The 22,879-nt window shown below is 34.4% G+C and carries 17 protein-coding genes; 12 read left to right on the forward strand and 5 right to left on the reverse strand.

Going from position 1 to position 22,879, the window contains the following annotated elements:
- Nucleotides 1-76 precede the first annotated feature (76 nt).
- The gene (locus LZQ00_RS01760) at nt 77-1,534 is read left to right on the forward strand and encodes a hypothetical protein (protein ID WP_234511402.1); all 1,458 of its coding nucleotides are present in this window, start codon (nt 77-79) and stop codon (nt 1,532-1,534) included.
- Nucleotides 1,535-1,630: 96 nt separating this feature from the next.
- On the forward strand, nt 1,631-2,068 hold the full coding sequence (locus LZQ00_RS01765) for a hypothetical protein (RefSeq protein WP_234511404.1): 438 nt from the start codon (nt 1,631-1,633) through the stop codon (nt 2,066-2,068).
- Nucleotides 2,069-2,369: 301 nt separating this feature from the next.
- On the opposite strand, the gene LZQ00_RS01770 is transcribed toward LZQ00_RS01765, so the two are convergent.
- Nucleotides 2,370-3,572 carry a hypothetical protein gene (locus tag LZQ00_RS01770; RefSeq protein WP_317259287.1) on the reverse strand — a complete coding sequence of 401 codons (1,203 nt, stop codon included), beginning with the start codon at nt 3,570-3,572 and terminating at the stop codon, nt 2,370-2,372.
- Nucleotides 3,573-3,798: 226 nt separating this feature from the next.
- Between LZQ00_RS01770 and LZQ00_RS01775 the strand changes: the two genes are divergently transcribed.
- The 3 genes from LZQ00_RS01775 to rlmB all read left to right on the forward strand — a co-directional run bounded on the left by LZQ00_RS01775 (nt 3,799) and on the right by rlmB (nt 7,337).
- Nucleotides 3,799-4,518, forward strand: a complete 720-nt coding sequence (locus LZQ00_RS01775) for an MIP family channel protein (protein WP_234511406.1) — start codon at nt 3,799-3,801, stop codon at nt 4,516-4,518.
- A 124-nt stretch (nt 4,519-4,642) separates the two neighbouring features.
- The gene (locus LZQ00_RS01780) at nt 4,643-6,454 is read left to right on the forward strand and encodes a DNA polymerase III subunit gamma/tau (RefSeq protein ID WP_234511408.1); all 1,812 of its coding nucleotides are present in this window, start codon (nt 4,643-4,645) and stop codon (nt 6,452-6,454) included.
- 106 nt (nt 6,455-6,560) lie between these two features.
- Nucleotides 6,561-7,337, forward strand: a complete 777-nt coding sequence (gene rlmB / locus LZQ00_RS01785; RefSeq protein WP_234511410.1) for a 23S rRNA (guanosine(2251)-2'-O)-methyltransferase RlmB — start codon at nt 6,561-6,563, stop codon at nt 7,335-7,337.
- A 369-nt stretch (nt 7,338-7,706) separates the two neighbouring features.
- Here the strand turns inward: rlmB and LZQ00_RS01790 are convergent, their stop codons facing one another.
- The 4 genes from LZQ00_RS01790 to LZQ00_RS01805 form a co-directional block, all read right to left on the reverse strand.
- A complete protein-coding gene (locus LZQ00_RS01790; RefSeq protein ID WP_234511412.1) occupies nt 7,707-9,581 on the reverse strand; it encodes a DEAD/DEAH box helicase in 1,875 nt (624 codons plus the stop codon).
- Nucleotides 9,582-9,875: 294 nt separating this feature from the next.
- Nucleotides 9,876-11,201: an OmpA family protein gene (locus tag LZQ00_RS01795; protein WP_234511413.1), complete on the reverse strand. Its 1,326-nt coding sequence runs from the start codon at nt 11,199-11,201 to the stop codon at nt 9,876-9,878.
- 246 nt (nt 11,202-11,447) lie between these two features.
- Complete coding sequence (locus LZQ00_RS01800; RefSeq protein ID WP_234511415.1) at nt 11,448-12,311, reverse strand: universal stress protein; 864 nt, start codon at nt 12,309-12,311, stop codon at nt 11,448-11,450.
- A gap of 5 nt (nt 12,312-12,316) precedes the next feature.
- On the reverse strand, nt 12,317-13,159 hold the full coding sequence (locus tag LZQ00_RS01805; protein ID WP_234511417.1) for a universal stress protein: 843 nt from the start codon (nt 13,157-13,159) through the stop codon (nt 12,317-12,319).
- Between the two features lie 353 nt (nt 13,160-13,512).
- Here LZQ00_RS01805 and alaS point away from each other — a divergent pair, with 353 nt between their 5' ends.
- The 7 genes from alaS to LZQ00_RS01840 all read left to right on the forward strand — a co-directional run bounded on the left by alaS (nt 13,513) and on the right by LZQ00_RS01840 (nt 22,757).
- Entirely contained in the window at nt 13,513-16,128 is a 2,616-nt protein-coding gene (gene alaS, locus LZQ00_RS01810) for an alanine--tRNA ligase (RefSeq protein ID WP_234511419.1), read from the forward strand.
- A gap of 13 nt (nt 16,129-16,141) precedes the next feature.
- Nucleotides 16,142-17,236 (forward strand): TlpA disulfide reductase family protein, encoded by a 1,095-nt coding sequence (locus LZQ00_RS01815; RefSeq protein ID WP_234511421.1) that lies wholly within the window; start codon nt 16,142-16,144, stop codon nt 17,234-17,236.
- Nucleotides 17,237-17,338: 102 nt separating this feature from the next.
- Nucleotides 17,339-18,031 (forward strand): response regulator transcription factor, encoded by a 693-nt coding sequence (locus LZQ00_RS01820; RefSeq protein WP_234511422.1) that lies wholly within the window; start codon nt 17,339-17,341, stop codon nt 18,029-18,031.
- A gap of 186 nt (nt 18,032-18,217) precedes the next feature.
- On the forward strand, nt 18,218-18,700 hold the full coding sequence (locus LZQ00_RS01825) for a hypothetical protein (protein ID WP_234511424.1): 483 nt from the start codon (nt 18,218-18,220) through the stop codon (nt 18,698-18,700).
- Nucleotides 18,701-18,882: 182 nt separating this feature from the next.
- Nucleotides 18,883-20,220: a dihydroorotase gene (locus LZQ00_RS01830; protein ID WP_234511425.1), complete on the forward strand. Its 1,338-nt coding sequence runs from the start codon at nt 18,883-18,885 to the stop codon at nt 20,218-20,220.
- Nucleotides 20,221-20,240: 20 nt separating this feature from the next.
- Nucleotides 20,241-21,293, forward strand: a complete 1,053-nt coding sequence (locus LZQ00_RS01835; RefSeq protein WP_234511427.1) for an LD-carboxypeptidase — start codon at nt 20,241-20,243, stop codon at nt 21,291-21,293.
- Nucleotides 21,294-22,757 (forward strand): M14 family zinc carboxypeptidase, encoded by a 1,464-nt coding sequence (locus tag LZQ00_RS01840; protein ID WP_234511429.1) that lies wholly within the window; start codon nt 21,294-21,296, stop codon nt 22,755-22,757.
- Nucleotides 22,758-22,879: the final 122 nt, after the last annotated feature.

The raw sequence follows: 22,879 nt of genomic DNA on the forward strand, positions 1-22,879 counted from the left end.
ATACACATTTAACAAAGGCTTAATTTTTAAGTCATCTTGAAACAATTTATTTGTAAAAAAATTAAAACTTGAAAAAATGAAAAAAAGATTTTTATTCTTGTCATTAGCAGCTTTATTAACTGCTGGAGCTTGTAAGGAAACGACAATTACGGATGACGGTGATGATACAGAAACACCTACAAATCCAGCCGATAAAGATGTCGTTGTGGTTACTGGTGAGATTACAACAAATACGACTTGGAAAGCTGATAAAATCTATTTATTAAAAGGTTTTGTATATGTTAGTAACGGGGCTACATTAACGATTGAACCGGGTACAATTATCAAAGGTGATAAAGCTTCTAAAGCAACTTTAACCATAACAAGAGGCTCTAAAATAAATGCAACGGGTACAGCAGAAAAACCAATTGTATTTACTTCTGCATTAGCTGCAGGAGCTCGTTCCCAAGGAGATTGGGGAGGTGTGATTTTATTAGGAAAATCAATAGTTAACACAGGAACAGATGTGAAAATAGAAGGTGGACTTGTGGTTCCTCAAGGAAAAGATGAAAAAGCATATATCTATTATGGGGGTACGGATGCAGCTGATAATTCAGGTGTAATGAAATACGTGCGTATTGAATATGCAGGTATTGCTTACTCTGTTGATAATGAAATAAATGGTTTAACCTTAGGAGGAGTTGGAAATGGTACGACATTAGACTATATTCAAGTATATCGTTCAGGAGATGATGCATTTGAGTGGTTTGGTGGTACAGTAAATGCAAAACATCTATTGGCTGTTGGCACTTGGGATGATGACTTTGATACAGATTTTGGATATTCTGGAAATGTACAGTTTGCATTAGCTCAACGTGTTTCTACAGTTGCAGATCAATCAGGATCCAATGGATTTGAATCTGATAACAATGGAACAGGTACTGATCAAACACCCAAAACATCTGCTGTATTCTCAAATGTGACGATTTTAGGACCTCTTCAAAAAGATGGCGGATCATTCAATGCTAATTATCAACATGGTAGTCAAATTCGTCGTAATTCATCTCTAAGTATTCTGAATTCAGTGATATCAGGCTTTCCATTAGCAGGTGTATATATAGATGATACGAAAGTAGTTACTGCGGATGCAACTTCGAATAACTTCCTTACCATGAGTGCTGTTTTTTCAAATAATCTTGTATACGGATCAAAAAATACCGATATTAAGGTTAGTTCATCAAAAAATGAAGTGGCTGTAAGTGATTTATTAAAAGCTAGTAATATCATTGATAAAACTAAATTCGCTGGATCATTATTTGTCGCTCCGTATGCTTATGGTGCTGACTTTTCAGCTACTGTTGCAAGGCCTGACTTTACGTTATCAACAGGTTCAGTTGCAGCTGCAGGAGCATTGTTTACGAATAGCAAAGTTAGTGGGTCTTTCTTTGAAAAAGTAGCTTATAAAGGCGCTTTTGGAACAACAGATTGGACCACAAGTTGGGCTCATTTTGACCCTCAAGGCTTACCTTATACAACACCGGGTGTTGTTAAATAAAGAATATAACAAAAAAGAAAAGCCTCATGTAAAATGAGGCTTTTTTTGCATGTAGAAATCCATTGATTTGTAACGTTTTCATCAATATCTAACATTATGATAAAAAGAGTATATATTGTTGCGACTTGCATAATTGCCTTACTATTTACATCCTGTAAAAAAAGTAATGTAAATGCAACATCTTTAGATGGATTACAAGTTGAAGCTGAAGCTATCTCTGGCTGGTGCGGAAGTTCATTTAAAGTAACGGTAAATAAAGAAAAGACAGAGAAACAGTCGTTGAAAAGCAATTGTCAACCTGATGTTGATAATCATACAAAGAGTTATAAAACAAATGCGGATCTTTTTAAAAAGTTAAATGATTTTATTCTTTCGAAAGCGCTTTTAGATACCAACATTCAAGAATGTGCTCGTTGTTTAGATGGTGAAGACTACCTGATCACCATTAAAAATAATGATCAGATCAATAAATTGTCCATAGCGAATAAAGAGGGGGAATATAAAGCCTTTTTAGACTTGATAAAACAACTTTAATTTTATAGAATTAGATATTTGCAGGCCTGCTCTATTACTAAAATTACATGTTGTTCGCTTAAATAGGATTTGTATGAAGAGGTTTTTCGATAGAAACTGTAAGAGCAGATAAAAATAAAAGGTAGCCATCATATTCCCATGAATGGTTATCTTTTATTTTTTGTTCAAGAATTAGAAAAATTCTGATCTAAGCATATTCCTAATTGATAGTTGATAACAATATGGAAAGAAAAATAATTCTGATGAATAAATACAAAACATAATCGTTATCTATTTTAATTTTTACCAAATAGCGTATGGATTACTGAGGTTCATAGTGATACACAATCTGATAGGATTCGTTTTTCAATTTATCTGCGAGTTGTCCAATCGCTAAGTTCTGCTTCTGAGGTGTTGGTTCGCATAGTGAATAATACTTACCATTATACAAAATTGCATCTCCAATAGGCTTCTCAAACTGTACAGCCATCGTAATATGCGTAGGGTATAATAAAGTTATCATCGGAAGATTATATATTTCTTTTACCAAATAAAAAAACAAAGCAGCACGATCATCACAATCACTGTACTGATTGTTTAACGTTTGTTCAGGAGATAATCTCTTCTCTTTCCCAAAATTAATATCATCATTTTCGTACAAGAAAGCATAGCGTGTAAATCTCATCAAATAATCGACCCCTTTGATCACATGCATGCCTTTTAAATTTTCTTTTAATACAGGTATTAACGTTTCATATGTTTCTTTACTTAATGGAATATTGAAGTAAGTTTCGAAATCTACCCCAGGATAATTCGCAAAAATTTTATTAACCTCATTGTTTAGTTTCACCTTAAAGTGATATAATTTTTCATTGTACTTAAAGTCGATTTTCTTATTTACATAATTTTGAGGACTAAAATCAGGCATATGCGTTACTTTATAACTAAAGTCATGAACGGCATTATCTATCTTTAATTGAAGTGGTATATACGTGCCATCTCTTTTAAAAAGCTTACCGTAATCATGGTAATTCAAACAGGTATATTGATTGCCATCAACATTGAAAAATGGAATATCTGCAATATCTTCATGATTCTTGATGTAAAATATAATTTGATTATTGCCAATTGCTAAGCGTGCATCATATCCAGATTGACATAATAAGAACCATTTGTAAAGCGTATAACGACCATAATTAAGCTCTTTTGGACTCAGTTCTTGTGCAGTTTTTCTTATCAGCTGATAATAGATCCAATCATTGAGTTGATATTTTTGTTTATAATTGAGCAATGCATTTATAATCGGTTTATAGTTACTTACTTTTATTTTATCATAAAAATCTAATACATGTGCTTCATTTATGTCTGAAGGAAAATTGACCAAAAATGTAGAATCAGCTGAAAAGTCAAAAGAAGAATTGTAAAAATCAATTTTATAATTTTGCGCATAAGATTGTTGTTGATGTATCAATATAAACATCAAAGCGATCAGATAATGTGCGATATAGAATTTATTGAATTTCAATTTGTTAACATTTTCTTAATATTAAAGATACTTAAAATTAACATATTAAAGAATAGAAAAGAGATTTCTTACAGATAGATGACTTTGGGTTTTTTGGTCTATAAATTATAGATATTGTGAGGAAAATTTTGTCAACTAATCTCTGCTTTTTTTTCTTCTTTATAAGAAAATAATTAAATGAGGCAAGATATTTGATGCTATTCGCGATATATTAATAAACATTGAAATGGAAATAAAAACTTCTACAAAATTCGTTGCCGAACTAATTGGGACATTTGGTTTGGTATTATTTGGTTGTGGAGCGGCTGCAGTAGCCGGGGCAACTACTTTAGGCGGTCTTTCAGGATTAGGTTTGTTAGGTATCTCACTTGCATTTGGTCTCTCAGTTGTTGTTTTTGCTTATGCAATTGGAGGAATTAGCGGTTGTCATATTAATCCTGCAGTGACTATTGGTGTATTAGTTGCAGGAAAAATTTCTGCGAAAGATGCTGCTGTTTATATCGTTGCACAATTTATAGGCGCATTACTAGGTGCTTTTGTTTTGCAACAAATTTTAGGAGGACAATTAGCCGGCTTTACTGCTGGTGAGTGGGCATATGGTTCGAATGGATGGGGTAAAGGGTATCAGAATGAATATGGTGTTACAGCAGCTTTTTTAACAGAAGCAGTTTTGACATTTCTTTTCTTATTTGTGATCCTAGCGACTACTTCTAAAGTTGGTAATGGTACTATGGCAGGATTAGCGATAGGTCTTACCTTAGTATTGATTCACTTAGTTGCCATTCCTATCACTGGAACATCTGTCAATCCAGCACGTAGTTTTGGTCCAGCTATATTAGCAGGAGGACAAGCACTTTCTCAATTGTGGTTGTTTATTGTAGCACCTATTGTAGGAGCAGTAGTAGCGGCAGTTGTTTGGCGTGTTTTAGAACCAAAACAAGATTAATTAAAATTTCTTTTTATAACTGAGTAGCTCCATATATTAATGGAGCTATTTTTTTATAAGCGCTATTATCAGATTTGCTCCTTTTTGTTTTGCAGTGCACTCGCAAAATTCGTATCTTCGTACAATGGAAAATTTTATTGTTTCTGCCCGTAAATATCGTCCGATCACCTTTGAATCGGTTGTTGGTCAGCAACACATCACGGGTACCCTAAAAAATGCGATTCACAACAATCAGTTGGCACAAGCATTTTTATTCTGTGGACCAAGAGGTGTTGGTAAAACAACTTGTGCTCGTATCTTGGCAAAAACAATAAATTGTGAACATATTTCTGCTCAAAGTGAGGCTTGTGGTGAATGTGATAGCTGCAAATCTTTTCAGAATGGCAATTCATTTAGTATCCACGAATTAGATGCCGCATCTAATAATTCAGTCGATGATATTCGTAGTCTTATCGATCAAGTTCGAATCCCCCCTCAAGTTGGTAAGTATAAAATCTATATTATAGATGAGGTGCATATGCTTTCTCAACAAGCTTTCAATGCTTTTCTGAAAACATTAGAAGAACCACCCACCTATGCGATCTTTATTTTGGCAACTACGGAGAAACATAAAATTTTACCAACGATTTTATCGCGTTGTCAGATATTTGATTTTAATCGTATTCGGGTAGAAGATATGGCCACTCATTTGAGTCATATTGCGAATAATGAAAATATCCAATATGACCAAGATGGGCTTCATATCATTGCTCAAAAAGCTGATGGTGGATTGCGAGACGCACTCTCGATGTTTGACCAAATCGTTAGTTTTTCAAACAAAAAAGTAACTTATCAAGCGGTTATTGACAATTTGAATATTTTAGATTATGACTATTTTTTCAAATTGACACAAGCTATCTTGGAAGAAAATCCAGCGCAAGCTTTATTGATTCTGAATGATATTTTGAATAATGGATTTGATGGTAGTCATTTTATTTCTGGATTGGCATCACATCTAAGAAACTTATTAGTAGCGAAGGAATCTACTACTTTAAAATTATTGGAAGTAAGTGAACGTATTCGTGCTCAGTATCTGGAGCAAGCTCAAAAGGCTTCAACAGGATTATTATTATCTGCCTTGAATATCTCAAATCAATGCGAGATCAATTATAAAACAAGTAAAAACCAACGACTTCAAGTAGAATTGGCATTATTAAAAATGTGCCATTTGTCTAGTGCCATTAAGTTGAGCCAGCTAGGTTCTATTCAGATTCCAAATACCGCGGAGGCATTAAAAAAAAAACACTCTAGTATAGCACAAAGTGATGCGACAGCGATTCCTGCTGTTATCCCTTCTATACCAGTTCTGAAGAATCCTACTGAAGAAAATAATCACGCCAATCTACATACAACTCCTTTAAAAGAACAATCTAAAATAGCTGAACCAGCAAACTTGCCTCCAAAAGTAAAAAAAGGAGGGTGGGGTGCAGTAAAAAGTTCCATACCAGCATTGCCTGATCTGAACGCTATCTTCGATTCTAAATCGGAAGAAGCTGATGATGATGGACCTAGTTTAATTAGAGGAGCAGAAGAAGAAACGGTATCTTTTGAACAGTTTCTTCAAGTTTGGAACATCTTAGCCGCTAAGATTAAGAAAGAAAATAAAATCAATTTATATACCTTGATGACTGCCGTCACGCCAAAATTAGATGGCAATCAAATAAAAGTCGATGTCGAGAATATGGTTCAAATGGATGTATTAAATACGGCAAAAATTGATTTGTTGAACTATCTACGTCCAACATTACGCAATTTTTCCTTAGATTTAACGGGTATTGTGATGGAACACGATGTCCTGCGTAAACCTTATACATCACAAGAAAAATATCAAGCTATGGTTCAAAAGAATCCACTTTTGGAAACACTTCGAAAAGATTTAAATTTAGGACTGAGCTAAGGATCCGTTATCTTTTCTTGCAATAAGCCACTTTTCTTTTCGTATCTTTGCCTTTCAAATTGGTATTAGGCAATACAATAAAACCAAATCTTAATTCATACAAAGCATGCAAAATTTTCAAAGACACGATCGATCACCTGATAGAAGAGAAACTAATCAAATGGTTTTCGGTATTCGTGCCGTTATAGAAGCAATAGATAGTGGTAAAGAAATAGAATCATTATTTGTGCAAAGAGGTTTAGGAGGAAGTTTATTTTTAGAATTGAAAGCACTTTTAAAAGAACATGAAATTGGGTTTCAACAAGTACCTATTGAAAAGTTAAATCGTATCACACGAAAAAATCACCAAGGTGTTATTGCCATTATTTCTCCTATTACTTACCAAAAAATTGAAGATATTGTTCCTGAAATATATGAAAAAGGGGAGGTACCCTTATTCTTAATATTGGATGGTGTTACCGATGTTCGTAATCTTGGTGCGATAGCACGTACTGCAGAATGTTCAGGTGTTCATGCGATTATTGTTCCTAAAAAAGGTTCCGCAGAGATCAATCCAGACGCAATTAAAACATCAGCAGGAGCCTTATATAAAATTCCTGTTTGTCGTCATGAGAGCTTGTCTAAAGTTGCTAAATTTCTAATTGAATCGGGCATTCAATTGGTTGTAAGTACAGAAAAGACAAAAGATAGTATTTATGATGTGGATTATACAGTCCCGACTTGTATTATTATGGGAGCTGAAGATGTGGGTGTTTCTGACGATTTAATTCGTATTGCGGATCATTTAGCAAAAATTCCCATGTTTGGAGAAATTGGTTCTTTAAACGTCTCCGTTTCCGCTGCTGTCGTTTTATATGAAGCGATACGCCAACGTATCAAATAGTATTAACTAATTATTTTAATAAATATAGAAAGGAGTAATTTTACTCCTTTTTCTGTGTTCTGTAATTCCGATTCCTGTGTTATCATGAAGACGTTCTTCTAATTCATGAATTTCATGTTACATTTTTCCTATCCACCTCTGTGAACCGGATATTTTAGGAATTTCGTTACCCTGGTTATCAATGCTATATTTGTTCATTTTACAGGACTCATTCCCCTTAGAAAAATAGGATCAAGTTCTAGTCTTCTACTATTATTAGCGTGTTGGATTATTTAAAATAGAAAGAAATGTGTAAGAAAGATAAAATAAAGGACATAAAAAAGGGGCCATTTTTGAAAATAGCCCCTTTATCTTATATTCTAAAAAGAATTAGTATTTGCTTTTAGATTCTTTTCTTTTTCCAGAAAAGTCTCTAAAACCACCACCGTTACCTTCTCTGCGATCTCCACCACGGAATCCACCCTCACGTCTTTCACCACCACCGCTGTTTCTGCGATCTCCACCACGGTATCCACCTTCACGTCTTTCACCACCACCAAAGCTTCTGCGTTCACCACCACCACTGCGACTTCTGTTTCCACCGCCACGGTTTTCACTTTTTCCATCTCCAGAAACTTCGATACGAACATTACGTCCGTTGAAATCAACTTCTTTGAATCCTTCGAATACTTTACTTACTTCAGCATCTTCTACTTCGAAGAAAGTAAATACTCCCTTTAAATCAATTTTACCAATTGATTTTCCAGAAATTTTAGCGTTGTTACAAATAAATCCCAACATGTCTCCACGACTGAATTCATCTACAGAACCTAAGTTCATGAATAAACGTGTGTATCCTTTTGAACTACCACGTTCTCCTCTTTCACCACGCTCGCCTCTTTCGCCACGTTCGCGGCCATTGCTGCTGATATCACGTGCTTCGATATTTAAATCATGAGCCCCTTTGTAATAATCTAAGAATCTATTGAATTCTAATGAAGCAAACCTTTTTACGATATCCTCTTTCGATAACGATTCAAAACCTTCCATAATAGCTGGTAAGAATTGATTGATTTGATCCTCATTAACTTCTACATTCTGAACTTTATTGATGATCGTTAATAATTGTTTTTCAACAACATCAGATCCTTGAGGAACTTGTTTACGTTCAAATTGTTTTCCGATAACTTTTTCAAGTTGACGAATTTTACTTTGTTCTTTAATGTTGATCAACGAGATTGAAATACCAGTTTTACCTGCGCGGGCTGTACGGCCTGAACGGTGCGTATAGTTTTCAATTTCATCAGGTAAAGAGAAGTTAATCACGTGAGTTACGTCGTTTACATCAATACCACGCGCCGCAACGTCAGTAGCAATTAATAATTGTAAACTACGGTCACGGTAACGTTTCATCACTTTATCACGTTGTTGTTGAGATAAATCTCCGTGTAGTGAATCTGCATTGTAACCATCTTTAATTAAAGATTCTGCAATTTCTTGCGTTTCAATTTTTGTACGACAAAATACGATACCAAAGATATCAGGGTTTGAATCTACAATACGTTTGAAAGCAGCATATTTGTCTTTAGCTCTAATCAAATAATATTGATGCTCAATATTTGCATTACCTGTATTTTTTGTTCCTACAGTCATTTCTACAGGATCAGTCATATAGTTTTTGGCGATACGACGAACTTCTGTAGGCATGGTCGCTGAGAATAACCATGTTTTTTTAGTGTCAGGAGTTTCTGACAAAATGTTGTTGATGTCTTCTTTGAAGCCCATGTTAAGCATTTCATCTGCTTCATCTAACACAACATATTTTACTTGAGAGAAATCAATCGCATTACGGCCAATGATATCTAACATACGACCTGGGGTCGCTACTACAATTTGCACGCCACGTCTGATTTGACGTAGTTGGTCACTAATATTTGCACCTCCATAAACAGCAACAACATGTGCGTTGTCGAGGTTTTTAGCATATCTTTCTATATCTTTCGAGATTTGCAAACAAAGCTCACGTGTTGGACATAATACCAACGCTTGAGGATGTTTCTGAGAAAAGTCTAATTGCTGTAATAATGGAAGACCAAATGCTGCTGTCTTACCTGTGCCGGTTTGGGCTAATCCGACAAAATCGTCGTTACCAGTCAATAAAACAGGAATGGCTTTTTCCTGAATTTCAGAAGGTTTTTCAAAACCTAATTCTGAGATGGCATTAACAATTTCCTCACGGATTCCCAGTTCTAAAAATGGGTTCATGAATTAATTTATACAATAGGCTCTATTGCCTAAGGCGATGCAAAGGTAAGTAAATAATATTTACCAAACTAATTTTTAACCTAAGTATTTGATATAATGTGTTTTTTGAATGACAAATAAGTAGATATCGACTCCTAAGTTTTAACGCGAAGTTGTTAAAAAGATTATTTTTCCGCTTCTTTCAAGGTAATGCAGTAGTAGTATTTTTTCGAAAGATAAAAATAAATTCAAGGATAAATAAAAAACGGGATACTCAAAAGAGTATCCCGTTTTTTATTTATATGATATTATCTACTAATATAATGTGAATTCTACACGACGGTTTTGTTGACGACCTTCTGCAGTTTTGTTTGATGCAATAGGTTGGTTCGGTCCGTAACCAGTAGCTTCTATACGAGAAGCATTAGCTCCCTTAGATACTAAATAAGCTTTCACTGCTTCAGCGCGCTCTTTGGATAATCTTAAGTTTAATTGTTGAGAACCTGTGTTATCGGTATGTCCAGCTAATTTTAAGCTGAAGTTTTTGTCAATTAACAACGCTGCTACTTTATCCAATGAACCGTAAGAACTAGGACGAATAACTGATTTGCTAGTTTCGAATTCTAAGTTTTTGATAGCTTCATCAACAGTTTTTCTGTCAGCTTCTGTTACCATTACTTTTTCGATAACTTTAGTTTCGTTTTTAACTTTGATAGGACATCCAGCACCATCAACTACAGATCCAGCAGGTGTACCAGGACATTTGTCAAATTTATTCGCAACACCATCACCATCATCATCTTGTAAATCAGCATTTAACGCTTCAACTTTTGATTGCAATGCTTTGTTAGAAGCCTCTAACGCATCACGTTGTGCTTTTAACTCATCATATTTACCGTTATAATCGTTCACTAATGTAGCTACTGGATTTGAATTGTTTAATGCAGGTTTTGAAGAATTTCCTAAAGCAAATTCTAAACCAGCATGTGCATATGAGAATAAATCGTTTTTGTACGTACCTGTATTAGCACCATCAAAATCTTGATTAGCCCAGTTCAATTGGTAACCTAAATCCAAGTTGATACCTTTAGCAATTGCAAATTTAAATCCGAAATCAGCAGGAACGAATAATTTTGACTGAGATTCTTGTGTAGTAGCAGTTGTACCAGTGGTTACTGTTGGTTCGAAATTCAATACTCCTAAACCTACTGAGAAATAAGGCTTGATGAAGCTATTGAAAAATCTCCAGTTTGAATTCGCCATTGTCCACTCTCCAGATAAAGCTGCAGACCATGGTGTTTTTGTTTCGTAACTAGCACTACCATCTTTATAAGCACCACCAACTTTACCACCTAAATAAGAAGCCTTAAATCCGAAAGAAGGAGATATTTGTTTCTTAATGTATGCAGAGTATCCTAAGTTATGATCTAAATCATCGTAACCTTTACGGTTGAAACCAAAAATATTAGATTGATTTAAAAGACCTGCACCTATACCAATGGACCAAGTTCTATATTGAGAAGATGATCCAAGGGGAGTAGTACCCTCAATAGAGCCAACTTTTGCATTTTGTGCGAATGAAGCGGATGTTAACAATCCTGCAGTGACAAGTAAACCAGTTTTTTTAAAATTAATCTTCATGTTTATCTAAATTTGATTTTAATTTAAAGTTGTTTTTAAAACTTATTGTGGTGTTGGCAATAATGTTGCCAATATTGTTTTTTAGCATAAATTTATAACTGATTATCGTATTTGTGTAGGTAATAAGCTACATGTTTAATGCGTTGTAGTCTATTAGGCGCAATTATGAGATGATTATTATTCTCAAATAAAAGCATGTATAATAAAACTAACATTTCCTCGTTTCGGTGTAGTCTGTTTAGGAATTTATCCTTTAGCGTCAGTTCTGCCAAAGAAATTTGGAATGACAATACCCATAGCCATTTCTTTAACAATATTTTCAGAAAATAGGTTTTGAAAAAATGTTTTACGGCTTTTAGTGATGAGAATAATATTAATATCTTCATCTCTAATTATAGTTTGTATACCATTGGCAATGTTTTCTGCTGAATTTGCAAAATAACTTCTATTTTTTACTGTATATGAAATATCGTCAATACCAGTATCAGCAATAATCTTTTCAATCCACTCCTCCAATTTATTGTTGAGGACTTTAATATCTTCTTCTGCTTTATTGATATGTATCAGTAACAAATGGAATTTTTTTCCAAAAATAGGCATGGCTTGTTTCAAAACCTCTAATTCACCGGGTTTAAAATTTGTTAATAAAGCGATATTATCTTTGTTATATACTTTCGCATTCACCGGAATAGCTAAAATTGGCGTTTGAGAATCTCGAATTACATCATAGGTATTGCTTCCTATTAAAACAGATTCAATACCTGATGATCCTTTTGTTCCCATTACCACCACCTTGTATTTATTCTTCACTGTTTCTCTTGTCAAGACTTCTGAAAGAACACCTTCGTCAAATAATTGACTGACGATCAAGTCAGGAAATTGTGTTTTTATCGTTTCAACAACAGCGTTTAATTTTTCTTCTGATTCTTTGATTGTCGGATCTACTAATTTTTCACCTTGGATGATCACATTTGCATATTTGTTGATGTGTGCTGTGTATACATGTAGAAGAACAAGTTCATCTTGATTTTCAATAGCAATTTCAGCTGCATAATGTGTTGCAACGGTTGCATTTTCAGAAAAGTCGATCGGTACTAATATTTTGCCCATAATAGTTAAGCTTTAGAAAAAAATGTAGGAATAATAGGGTGGTGAATAATTTGTTTTGACACCGATTTTTTAAATAGTCTTTCAAAAAAAGATCTTCTTGTTTTGGTTATTAAAACAACATCGATTGCCTCTTCTTTTATAATATCATTAATTACTTCGGGAATGGTGTCTAATTCTTCAATATCAGTTTTTATAGAATCCACTTCTATATCCACTTTCGTAATTTGTGTGTGTTTCTTAATTTGGTACTTCCAAATTTCTAATTTATTTTCGATATCATCTTCCGATTCTTTATGATAATGAACATGAATAATTTTAACTTGAACATCTGTTCCAAATATTTTAATATATTCATTTAAGGTGTCTAACTCCTCATATTTGAAATTAGATAGAAGCCCTATTTTTTTAATATCTTTTGTCTTGTAGTTAAAAGGGATAGCGATAACTGGAATACTACTTTTTTGACTGACTGCATATGCTGTACTTCCCATGATAACACTTGTATCATCTGTTTTTCCTTTTGTACCGATAACAATCGCCAGATAGTCTGAGTTTTTTGTCACTTTCAGTAATGATTCCGTAATAATACCTCTTTCACAGGTTGAAGTAAATAGAACTGCAGGATGGTTCGTTTTTAGTTGATCCATTAGATCTGACATCAGGACATCAGCCTTGAAACCCTCTTCCGGAATTTCATCTTTTTCATTATCAAAACTGCTTGAAGCAACGGTATAATTATGATACAAATGAATCGAGTAACCTCTTTTCTCAGCTACATCAATTGCAAATTGAATAGCAGTGTTAGCATTAATTGAAAAATCAATTGGGACTAAAATTTTATGGCTCATGTTGTTTAACAATTAGTTTTTAAAGATAAATTAAGTAAATGATCTTCTTTATGTTTTTCGGATTGTTCATTCGCTATGATTGAACTGAAATTCTTTATACAAAGATACATTTTCTTTCCAGTTGAGTACGTGTTTAAGTTAATGAAATAATTGATCTTAAACATGCTTTTTATCAAATTGTGTCTGCATAATTATATAGGCATAAAGTTGGAGTATTTATTGAAATACGCAAAACCTATTTCAATTCATGACATTCTGAGTACATTATTAATAACGAAAACTAATTGACGCAATTGCATAACGACCCAAATTTAAGTAAGTTTGCAACATCATATTAGACATTTAGATTTTCAATGACAAGTAAAGAAATTCGTCAGGCTTTTTTGGATTTTTTCAAAAGTAAAGGACACCAAATCGTACCATCTGCGCCAGTTGTGGTGAAAAATGATCCCACATTGATGTTTACAAACGCGGGAATGAATCAATTTAAAGATTTGTTTTTGGGAGAAGCCGCCATTAAGTTTCCACGAGTTGCAGATACACAACGTTGTTTAAGAGTTTCTGGAAAGCATAATGATTTAGAGGAGGTAGGGATTGATACTTACCACCATACGCTATTTGAAATGCTAGGTAACTGGAGTTTTGGTGATTATTTTAAGAAGGAAGCGATTCAATGGGCTTGGGAATTGTTTACCGAAATTTATAAATTGGATAAAGATCGACTTTATGTAACGATTTTTGAAGGAGATGATACAGAAGGACTAGCTCGTGATACAGAGGCTTATGATTTTTGGAAGGCCTTGATTGCAGAGGATCGTATCCTATTAGGAAATAAGAAAGATAATTTCTGGGAAATGGGAGAGACAGGGCCATGTGGTCCATGCTCTGAGATCCATTATGATATGCGTACTCCTGAAGAACGCAATGCAGTTTCTGGACAATCACTAGTGAATGCGGATCATCCGCAAGTGATCGAAGTTTGGAATTTGGTATTCATGCAGTTCAATCGTCTGAAAGATGGCTCATTACAACCTTTACCAGCGAAACATGTGGATACAGGTATGGGATTTGAACGTTTAGTACGTTCTATTCAAGGAAAAACGTCCAATTATGATACCGACGTTTTTCAACCAACGATTCAGTTTATCTCTCAAAAAGCAGGAATTGCCTATGGAGCGGATGAAAAAACAGATATAGCGATGCGCGTTGTTGCCGATCATATTCGTGCAATCAGTTTCGCAATAGCAGACGGGCAATTACCTTCCAATAACAAAGCGGGCTATGTCATCCGCCGTATTTTGCGTCGTGCTGTTCGGTATGCGTATACCTTCTTGAATTTCAAAACTCCTTTTATTAACGAATTAGTGCCTTTACTGGCGGATCAGTTTGATGGTGTTTTTAATGAATTGAAAGCGCAAGAAAGTTTTGTTCAAAAAGTAATTTTAGAAGAAGAGGTTTCCTTTTTGAGAACTTTAGTAACGGGTGTACAACGTTTCGAAAACTACGCCGAAGTGAATACAACTATTGACGGTGACTTTGCTTTTGAGCTGTATGATACTTATGGCTTTCCAATTGATTTAACAGAGTTATTAGCACGAGAAAAAGGACTTTCTGTAGATATGAATGGTTTCACTAAAGCTCTACACATTCAAAAAGAACGTTCACGTGCAGCAACTGCTATTGATACTGGAGATTGGATTGTTGTCAATGAAGATGACGGTTTTGAATTTGTCGGTTACGATACGTTAACTGCGCAAACAGAAATTGTGAAATATCGTAAAGTTTCAGCTAAAGGTAAAGATCAATATCAATTGGTGTTAGCGATGACACCTTTTTACGCAGAAGGAGGTGGACAGGTAGGAGACTCCGGGGTGTTGATTTCGGCGGATGGTAGAGAAAAGATACGCATTACCGATACCAAAAAGGAAAATGGTTTATTTGTTCATTTTATTGATCAATTACCACAAAGTTTAGGCGGCATTTTTGTTGCTCAAGTCGATCAAGCGAAGCGAATAGATACAGAAAATAATCACTCGGCTACACACTTATTACATGCAGCGTTAAAACAAGTATTGGGTGATCATGTGAATCAAAAAGGTTCCTTAGTGAATGCTGATATATTGCGTTTTGATATTTCTCATTTTGCAAAAGTAACGGATGATGAAATCAAACAAGTCGAAGATATCGTCAATACAAAAATTCGTGAGAATATTTTATTAAAAGAAGAACGAAACATTCCTTATCAACAAGCTTTGGATTCTGGTGTCACGGCATTATTTGGTGAAAAATATGGTGATTATGTCCGTGTAATTACATTTGATGATCAATTCTCCAAAGAGCTTTGTGGGGGTACTCATGTAAAAGCTACAGGACAGATTGGATTCTTTAAAATCACTTCCGAATCTGCTGTCGCTGCAGGTGTTCGTCGTATTGAAGCAATTACTGGAACGAGGTCAGCCGCTGTTATTCGTGAACATTTTGAATTGGTGCATCAAATCAAAGAATTATTGAACAATCCGAAAGATTTTGTTGCTGCAATGGGTAAGATTGTGGAAGAAAATGGTGCTTTGAGAAAGGAAATTGAAAAAGCAATTACAGCGAAATCATTAGCGTTAAAATCTGATTTGGAAGGTAAACTTCAACAAGTAGGTGCTATTAATTTCTTAGCAACTATAGTCGATTTGCCAAATGCCGAAGCTGTTAAAACATTAGCATATGCATTGAAGGGCGCTGTGAGTAATTTGTTTTTAGTGCTAGGTGCTGATTTTGACGGAAAACCAAGTTTAACTGTTATTATCTCTGATGAATTAGCTAAATCAACAGGATTGAATGCAGGCAATATCATTCGAGATTTGGCTAAAGACATCCAAGGAGGAGGAGGAGGACAGCCATTCTTTGCAACTGCAGGTGGTAAAAATAGTGCTGGATTGAAAACTGCCATTGAACGCGCAATAGAATTTGTAAAATAAAAGGAATATAGAGATGAGATATGTATTGCTAGTTGTAAGTTGTTTGTTATTTCTGATAGGATGTAAAAACAAAGATGAATTTACAATTTCTGGTCAAATTGAAAACACAGGAAATGTTAAAGTGATATCACTTTATGAAGGAGATCGAAAGTTGGATTCTATTTTTTTTGGAGACAACAATGCTTTTCAATTTAAAAGACCAACTAGTCAAGCACGTTTATTATCGCTTCGTGTCGGTAAAAATCGATATGATTTAATTGCATCTCCAGGAGAAGAAATTACGTTCAAAGCTGATCTTCAAAAGGATGTTAACAATTATCAAATTGAAGGTTCCAATTTATCATCAACTATTCAAAGCTTTTCAAAAATGAGAAATCGACGTGATTTTGTTCGTGATTCATTACAAGCCGAATTTGGAAAAAAAACATTGGCTGCCGATGCGGATGAGATTGAAATTTTGAGAAGTGAGTATAAACAGAAATTTACAGAACAGCTTAAATACTATACTAAGGCAGCAGTAGATTTTGCTAATCAACATGACGATATCGCTGGTTTTTATGCGATAAGTACATTAGATCCAGAAATTGCAGAATCAGAAATCATTCGATATGCTGATCAGATTAAGGATAAATTCTTGGATAATGGATATGTCACGCAATTTAAAGAAGAAACAAATAAACTGAAAAGATTGGCTGTTGGTCAACCTGCTCCAGATTTTGAATCATTTACACCAAATAATAAATCTGTTAAATTATCTGATTTTAGAGGAAAATATGTGTTACTCGATTTCTGGGCATCCTGGTGTACACCTTGTCGTCAAGAAAACCCCAATGTAGTCAGATTATATCATACCTATAAAGCAAAAGGATTTGACGTATTTGGTGTCTCGTTGGATGATAATCCAGGTCCTTGGATGCGTGCTATTACAGATGATCAATTACAGTGGACCAATGCATCGGATTTGAAAGCATGGGGATCATCTGTTGTTGGGTTATATCGCATTACAGGAATACCGACCTCGTATATCGTAGATCCCAAAGGTTTAATTGTCGCTAAAAACTTAAGAGGACAAGAATTAGAAGAATTTTTAAAGAAAACTTTAAAATAGCGCTAATTATATATTAACTTGCTATGTGTTACTTAACAATTTAATAACATTGCATTAATGTCTTGTTGTCATTTTGTTCATAAATTTATCAAAAAAAAGAAGATGAGCATTGCAAAGCAAAAAATATTGGTAGTTGATGATGAACAAGATATTCTAGATTTAATCGCATTTAATTTAAAGCGTGAAGGATATCAAGTATCAACTGCATCTAATGGTTATGAAGCGATCAATGTAGCAAAAGATATCAATCCAGATTTAATTATCTTGGATGTGATGATGCCTAAGATGGATGGAATTGAAGCTTGCCGAGTTATGCGTGCTATGCCCGAGTTTAAAAATACGTTTATGGTGTTTTTAACAGCTAGAAGTGAAGAATATTCTGAAATTGCGGGTTTTCATGTTGGAGCAGATGACTATATCGCAAAGCCGATTAAACCTCGTGCTTTAATGAGCCGAATCAATGCTATTCTACGAAGAAATGCTTCTGAAGAAGCTGCGAGATCTCAAGATAAATTAGAAATTATGGATTTGGTGATTGATCGAGATTCTTTTTTGGTGTATCGCGGTGAACAAAAAATTGTATTAGCAAAAAAGGAATTTGAATTGATGTACTTACTAGCTTCTAAACCTAATAAAGTTTTTACGAGAGAACAAATTTTGAAAAGTATCTGGGAAGATTCAGTGGTTGTAACGAATAGAACAATTGATGTGCATATCAGAAAGCTAAGAGAAAAAATTGGTGAAAATTATGTAACTACAGTTAAAGGCGTGGGTTATAAATTTGATGTAGCTTAAAATAAGACATTAAGAATGAAGTAAGAAAGCAGTAATTAATAATTACTGCTTTTTTTTATGAATAAACTTTAGAAATGAGCTATCTAGCTACATTTTAATAAAAATAAAAACTATCAAAGTTATTTCAGTTGTGAATTTTTTATTTTCATATATCGTAAGAATAGAATATTAAAATTTAAAATAAATATGAAAAAATTAAAAATTATTGTTTTAACTTTTTTGGCTTTAGTGCTGAGTACAAGCATCTATGCGCAAGAAAAAGTTCAAGAGATTGAGAAAGTCTCAAATGTAATTTCAACCGAAAAACAAGGTGTTGTAGCTGTACAAGCAACTGAAAAGGAAAGATTAGCAGCAGAAAGGAAAGAAGAAGCTAAAGTAAAAAAGAAGGAAAAAGAACTAGCGAAAGCTCAAAAAGCAAAAGATAAGGCTCAAGCAAAATATGAAAATACGGTAGAAAATATTGATAAAACTTCCGATAAGATTGATAAGCAACGCGAAAAGATAGAAGATTTAGAATCTGATTTGGACAAAAAAATCAGCCGAGATAAAATCTCTGGTATTCCTTTAGATAAAGCTAAAATCAAAATTAGCAAAGAGGAGATTAAATTAAAAGAGTACGAAAAAGATTTAGAGTCGTATAGAAGAGATTTAAAAAAACTAATTCGGTAAGGTTATTGAATTGAAAATTGAGGGCTTATTTCTTTAGAAATGGCCCCCTTTTTATTTGTGAAGTATTTTATTTAATTAAAAGCACCCAAATAGTTAGTGGTGATTTGAAAATATGAGGATATCTAATTAGCATAATCAGATGATTGTTTATATTTGTTTATCTATTAACATATCGATAAGCAATGTCAACAATACTTATAAAATCTGCACAAATTGTTAATGAAGGAAAAATAACAACAGCAGACGTATACATTAGCAATGGTCGTATAGAGATGATTGCTTCAGAGATCAATCACCCGGCCGACCAGGAAATCAATGCAGAGGGCTTACATCTTCTTCCTGGCTTGATTGACGATCAAGTTCATTTTCGCGAACCTGGATTAACACATAAGGCCGATATCTGGCATGAAAGCCGTGCTGCGGTAGCAGGAGGGACTACTTCCTTTATGGAAATGCCAAATACAGTTCCCAATACGTTAACACAAATATTACTGCAGGACAAGTATGATATTGCTGCTCGAAGTGCATTAGCGAATTACTCGTTTTTTATGGGAGCTGCCAATGATAATTTGGAAGAAGTATTGAAAACGAATCCACGTGATGTATGTGGCGTTAAAATATTTATGGGCTCTTCAACGGGTAACATGTTAGTTGATAACGAACGTGCTTTGGAAGGTATTTTTGCCAACTCACCAACTTTAATTGCGACACATTGTGAAGATGAAGCTACTATTCAAGCGAATTTAGCTCAATTTAAAGAAAAATATGGAGAGGAAGGTTTGACAATCGATATGCATCCTTTGATTCGTTCAGCAGAAGCTTGTTATTTATCGTCTTCTAAAGCCATTGAATTAGCAAAAAAGAACAATACCCGCTTACATATTTTACATATCTCTACAGCAAAGGAAACAACGTTATTTCGAAATGATATCCCATTGGCTGAAAAACGAATTACAGCAGAAGCTTGTATTCATCACATGTGGTTTTCAGATGTAGATTATGCGACAAAAGGAAATTTCATTAAATGGAATCCTGCCGTTAAAACTGCAAATGACCGTGATCAGATTGTGAAAGCAGTATTGGATGGACATATTGATGTCATTGCTACAGATCATGCTCCGCATACGCTTGCTGAAAAATCTCAATCCTATAGCGCAGCTCCGTCAGGAGGACCATTGATTCAACATGCTTTGCAAGCCTTATTGGATATGTATCATGATGGTAAAATGACGCTAGAGCAGATTGTTCAGAAGTCAGCACATAATACTGCTATCTGTTTTCAGATAGAAGAACGTGGATTTATTCGCGAAGGTTACTGGGCAGATTTGGTTCTGGTAGATTTGAATAAACCTTATACAGTAACAAAATCTAATATCCTTTCAAAATGTGGATGGTCTCCATTTGAAGATCATACCTTTAAATCTTCTATTGAGTATACCATCGTATCCGGAAAATTAGCGTATTCGAAAGGAAGCTTGATTGAATATGGATATGGTCAACGTATGTTGTTTAATAGATAGTCTTTGATTGATCTAAACCTATGGATAAGAGAACATTTTTAAAATCTTTGGGACTAGCGGCTACAAGTATCCCTTCTTTATCTTTTGGCAAAGAAGATTTCTTTGAGACAATAGAAAACCAAAAGAAACTACTTGCTTCAATTTTGCAAAAAGGAGACACCATTGGATTGATTGCTCCAGCGGGAGTTATTGATACAGAAGAATCCATTGTGTTGACGAAAGAAATATTTGAAACCTTTGGCTTTAAAGTAAAAGAAGGAAAACATATTCGTAGTCGATATGGCAATCTTGCTGGGAAGGATGAAGAACGTTTATCAGATCTTCACAGCATGTTTGCAGACAAAGAAGTCAAGGCTATCATATGTATCCGAGGAGGTGCTGGAGCTTCCCGTTTATTGCCCCAAATCGATTATAAATTAATTTCCCAAAATCCAAAAGTCTTGCTTGGATATAGCGACATTACAGCATTGATCATGGCATTATTTAAGAAAACAGGTTTAATCTCTTTTCATGGTGCTGTGGGAATTAGTACATGGAGTAATACTGTTGCTAAAAGTTTTGAAAATCAGTTTTTATTAAATAACCCAGTCGTTTTTGCAAATCCAACGGATAAAGGAGATAACTTTATTCAGTATAAAGAACGCATTACAACGCTGAAATCTGGCCAAGCTGAAGGAACGCTGTTAGGTGGAAATCTAACATTGATTTCAGGCTTATGCGGATCAGATTATTTACCTGACTTTACAAATGCTATTTTATTTCTTGAGGAAGTTGATGAAAATATAGAACGTGTCGATCGTATGTTTTGTCAATTGAAATTGGCGGGTATATTAGATCAGATTAAAGGATTTATCTTTGGGAAATGTACTGACTGTGGTCCAACAGCAGGATATGGTTCCTTGACTTTAGAACAAGTTTTAAATGAGTACATCAGACCTTTAGAGATCCCAGCTTATTCAGGAGCGATGATCGGACATATTGCCAACCAATTTATTTTGCCAGTAGGAGCAAAAGTGAGGATGGATGCAGATAAAGGTACAATAACACTTTTAGATAAAGTTTTAAAAGATTAAATGAAACAGATTCTCATCCTAATGGCCTTTATATTTTCAGAAACAACAATTTCTGCACAAACAATGAATTTGAATAAAAAAGATTTTGATGAAGCATATTCATCCTACAAAGAACAACTACTACAGCAGCGTCGATTTAAACACAGTACGATCATTCAGCTAATCAATAAACATCAGGCAGCTCAAGTTTTACAAGTGAAGCAAATTGGTGAATCTGTTCAAAAACGTTCGATTTACGAACTTACCTATGGAATGGGTAAGAAGAAAGTGATGCTTTGGTCACAAATGCATGGAGATGAGCCTACAGCAACGATGGCACTCTTTGACTTGTTTAATTTTTTATCAGGTACACATGATGAATTTGATGCGGTAAGAGACCTGTTAAAATCAACGTTAGAAGTTCACTTCATCCCAATGTTAAATCCCGATGGGGCAGAAGTGTACACGAGAAGAAATGCGCAACATATCGACTTAAATAGAGACGCTCGTGATATTGCAACTCCAGAAGGAAAACTTTTAAGATCTCGAGCGGAAACTGTAAAGCCTCAATTTGCGTTTAATCTACACGATCAAAATATTTACTATAATGTTCCAGGAACTAAAACTCCTGTAACGATATCTTTATTAGCTCCAGCCTATAATTGGGAGCGAGATGTTAATGATGTTCGTGGAAATGCGATGAAATTAATTGCTGGTATGAACAAAATCCTACAAGATTATATTCCAAATGCTGTTGCCAAATACGATGATGAACATTCACCTCGAGCATTTGGCGATAGTTTTCAAAAATGGGGAGCAAGCACTATATTGATAGAATCAGGTGCTTTTGCAGGAGATGCGGAGAAACAGGAAATCCGAAAATTGAATTTTATTTTGATATTAAATTCTTTACTTCAAATTGCTCAGGATAGTTACCAACAATTCTCCATTGAGGATTATCATCAGATTCCATTCAATGCATCCCAATTGCATGATGTGGTTTTGCGTCATGTGTCGACGGTTTCCCAAAACTTACCCCTGCAAGTTGATATTGTGATACGTCGAGATGAAATTACGGTTGATCAAGATTATTATGTGAAGGGATATATTGAAGATATAGGAGACTTACATGATTTTTATGGTTATACGGATCTAGATCTAACAGGATTTGAACTGGTAGAAGCTAAGATCTATGAAACCGTGTTTAAAAATTTTGATGCTTTAAAAACAATTAATTTTAAAGATTTACTAAAACAAGGCTATGCGGCTGTGAAAATTGCAGAATCAGAATTAACAACTTTGCATAATTTTCCTATGCAAATCTTATATAAAGGAAAATGGCAACCGTTTGGCTCCCTAAATCTCGGTCAGGAAGCAAATTTCTTCTTAAAAAAAGACAATAAGATTCAATATGCCATCATCAACGGTTATGTCATAGATTTAAATAAAGATCTTTCATTAGATTTAAAACAAGCGGTACATTAAAGACTGCAGAAATAAAGTAAGGCTAGGAATAATTTGATTTTCTAGCCTTACTTTATTGATATACTGTGTAACATAATAGTTACTCAATCCTTTGTGTAACATAGAATTGCGATTTAGTTACA

The sequence above is a fragment of the Sphingobacterium sp. SRCM116780 genome (assembly GCF_021442025.1).
In the GTDB taxonomy this organism is placed as follows: domain Bacteria; phylum Bacteroidota; class Bacteroidia; order Sphingobacteriales; family Sphingobacteriaceae; genus Sphingobacterium.

What these genes read in the sequence shown, in the direction of transcription:
- LZQ00_RS01760 (WP_234511402.1), top strand. Translation starts at nt 77, where the DNA reads ATGAAAAAAAGATTTTTATTCTTGTCATTAGCAGCTTTATTAACTGCT.
- LZQ00_RS01765 (WP_234511404.1), top strand. Translation starts at nt 1,631, where the DNA reads ATGATAAAAAGAGTATATATTGTTGCGACTTGCATAATTGCCTTACTA.
- LZQ00_RS01775 (WP_234511406.1), top strand. Translation starts at nt 3,799, where the DNA reads ATGGAAATAAAAACTTCTACAAAATTCGTTGCCGAACTAATTGGGACA.
- LZQ00_RS01780 (WP_234511408.1), top strand. Translation starts at nt 4,643, where the DNA reads ATGGAAAATTTTATTGTTTCTGCCCGTAAATATCGTCCGATCACCTTT.
- rlmB (WP_234511410.1), top strand. Translation starts at nt 6,561, where the DNA reads ATGCAAAATTTTCAAAGACACGATCGATCACCTGATAGAAGAGAAACT.
- LZQ00_RS01790 (WP_234511412.1), bottom strand. Translation starts at nt 9,581, where the DNA reads ATGAACCCATTTTTAGAACTGGGAATCCGTGAGGAAATTGTTAATGCC.
- LZQ00_RS01795 (WP_234511413.1), bottom strand. Translation starts at nt 11,201, where the DNA reads ATGAAGATTAATTTTAAAAAAACTGGTTTACTTGTCACTGCAGGATTG.
- LZQ00_RS01800 (WP_234511415.1), bottom strand. Translation starts at nt 12,311, where the DNA reads ATGGGCAAAATATTAGTACCGATCGACTTTTCTGAAAATGCAACCGTT.
- LZQ00_RS01805 (WP_234511417.1), bottom strand. Translation starts at nt 13,159, where the DNA reads ATGAGCCATAAAATTTTAGTCCCAATTGATTTTTCAATTAATGCTAAC.
- alaS (WP_234511419.1), top strand. Translation starts at nt 13,513, where the DNA reads ATGACAAGTAAAGAAATTCGTCAGGCTTTTTTGGATTTTTTCAAAAGT.
- LZQ00_RS01815 (WP_234511421.1), top strand. Translation starts at nt 16,142, where the DNA reads ATGAGATATGTATTGCTAGTTGTAAGTTGTTTGTTATTTCTGATAGGA.
- LZQ00_RS01820 (WP_234511422.1), top strand. Translation starts at nt 17,339, where the DNA reads ATGAGCATTGCAAAGCAAAAAATATTGGTAGTTGATGATGAACAAGAT.
- LZQ00_RS01825 (WP_234511424.1), top strand. Translation starts at nt 18,218, where the DNA reads ATGAAAAAATTAAAAATTATTGTTTTAACTTTTTTGGCTTTAGTGCTG.
- LZQ00_RS01830 (WP_234511425.1), top strand. Translation starts at nt 18,883, where the DNA reads ATGTCAACAATACTTATAAAATCTGCACAAATTGTTAATGAAGGAAAA.
- LZQ00_RS01835 (WP_234511427.1), top strand. Translation starts at nt 20,241, where the DNA reads ATGGATAAGAGAACATTTTTAAAATCTTTGGGACTAGCGGCTACAAGT.
- LZQ00_RS01840 (WP_234511429.1), top strand. Translation starts at nt 21,294, where the DNA reads ATGAAACAGATTCTCATCCTAATGGCCTTTATATTTTCAGAAACAACA.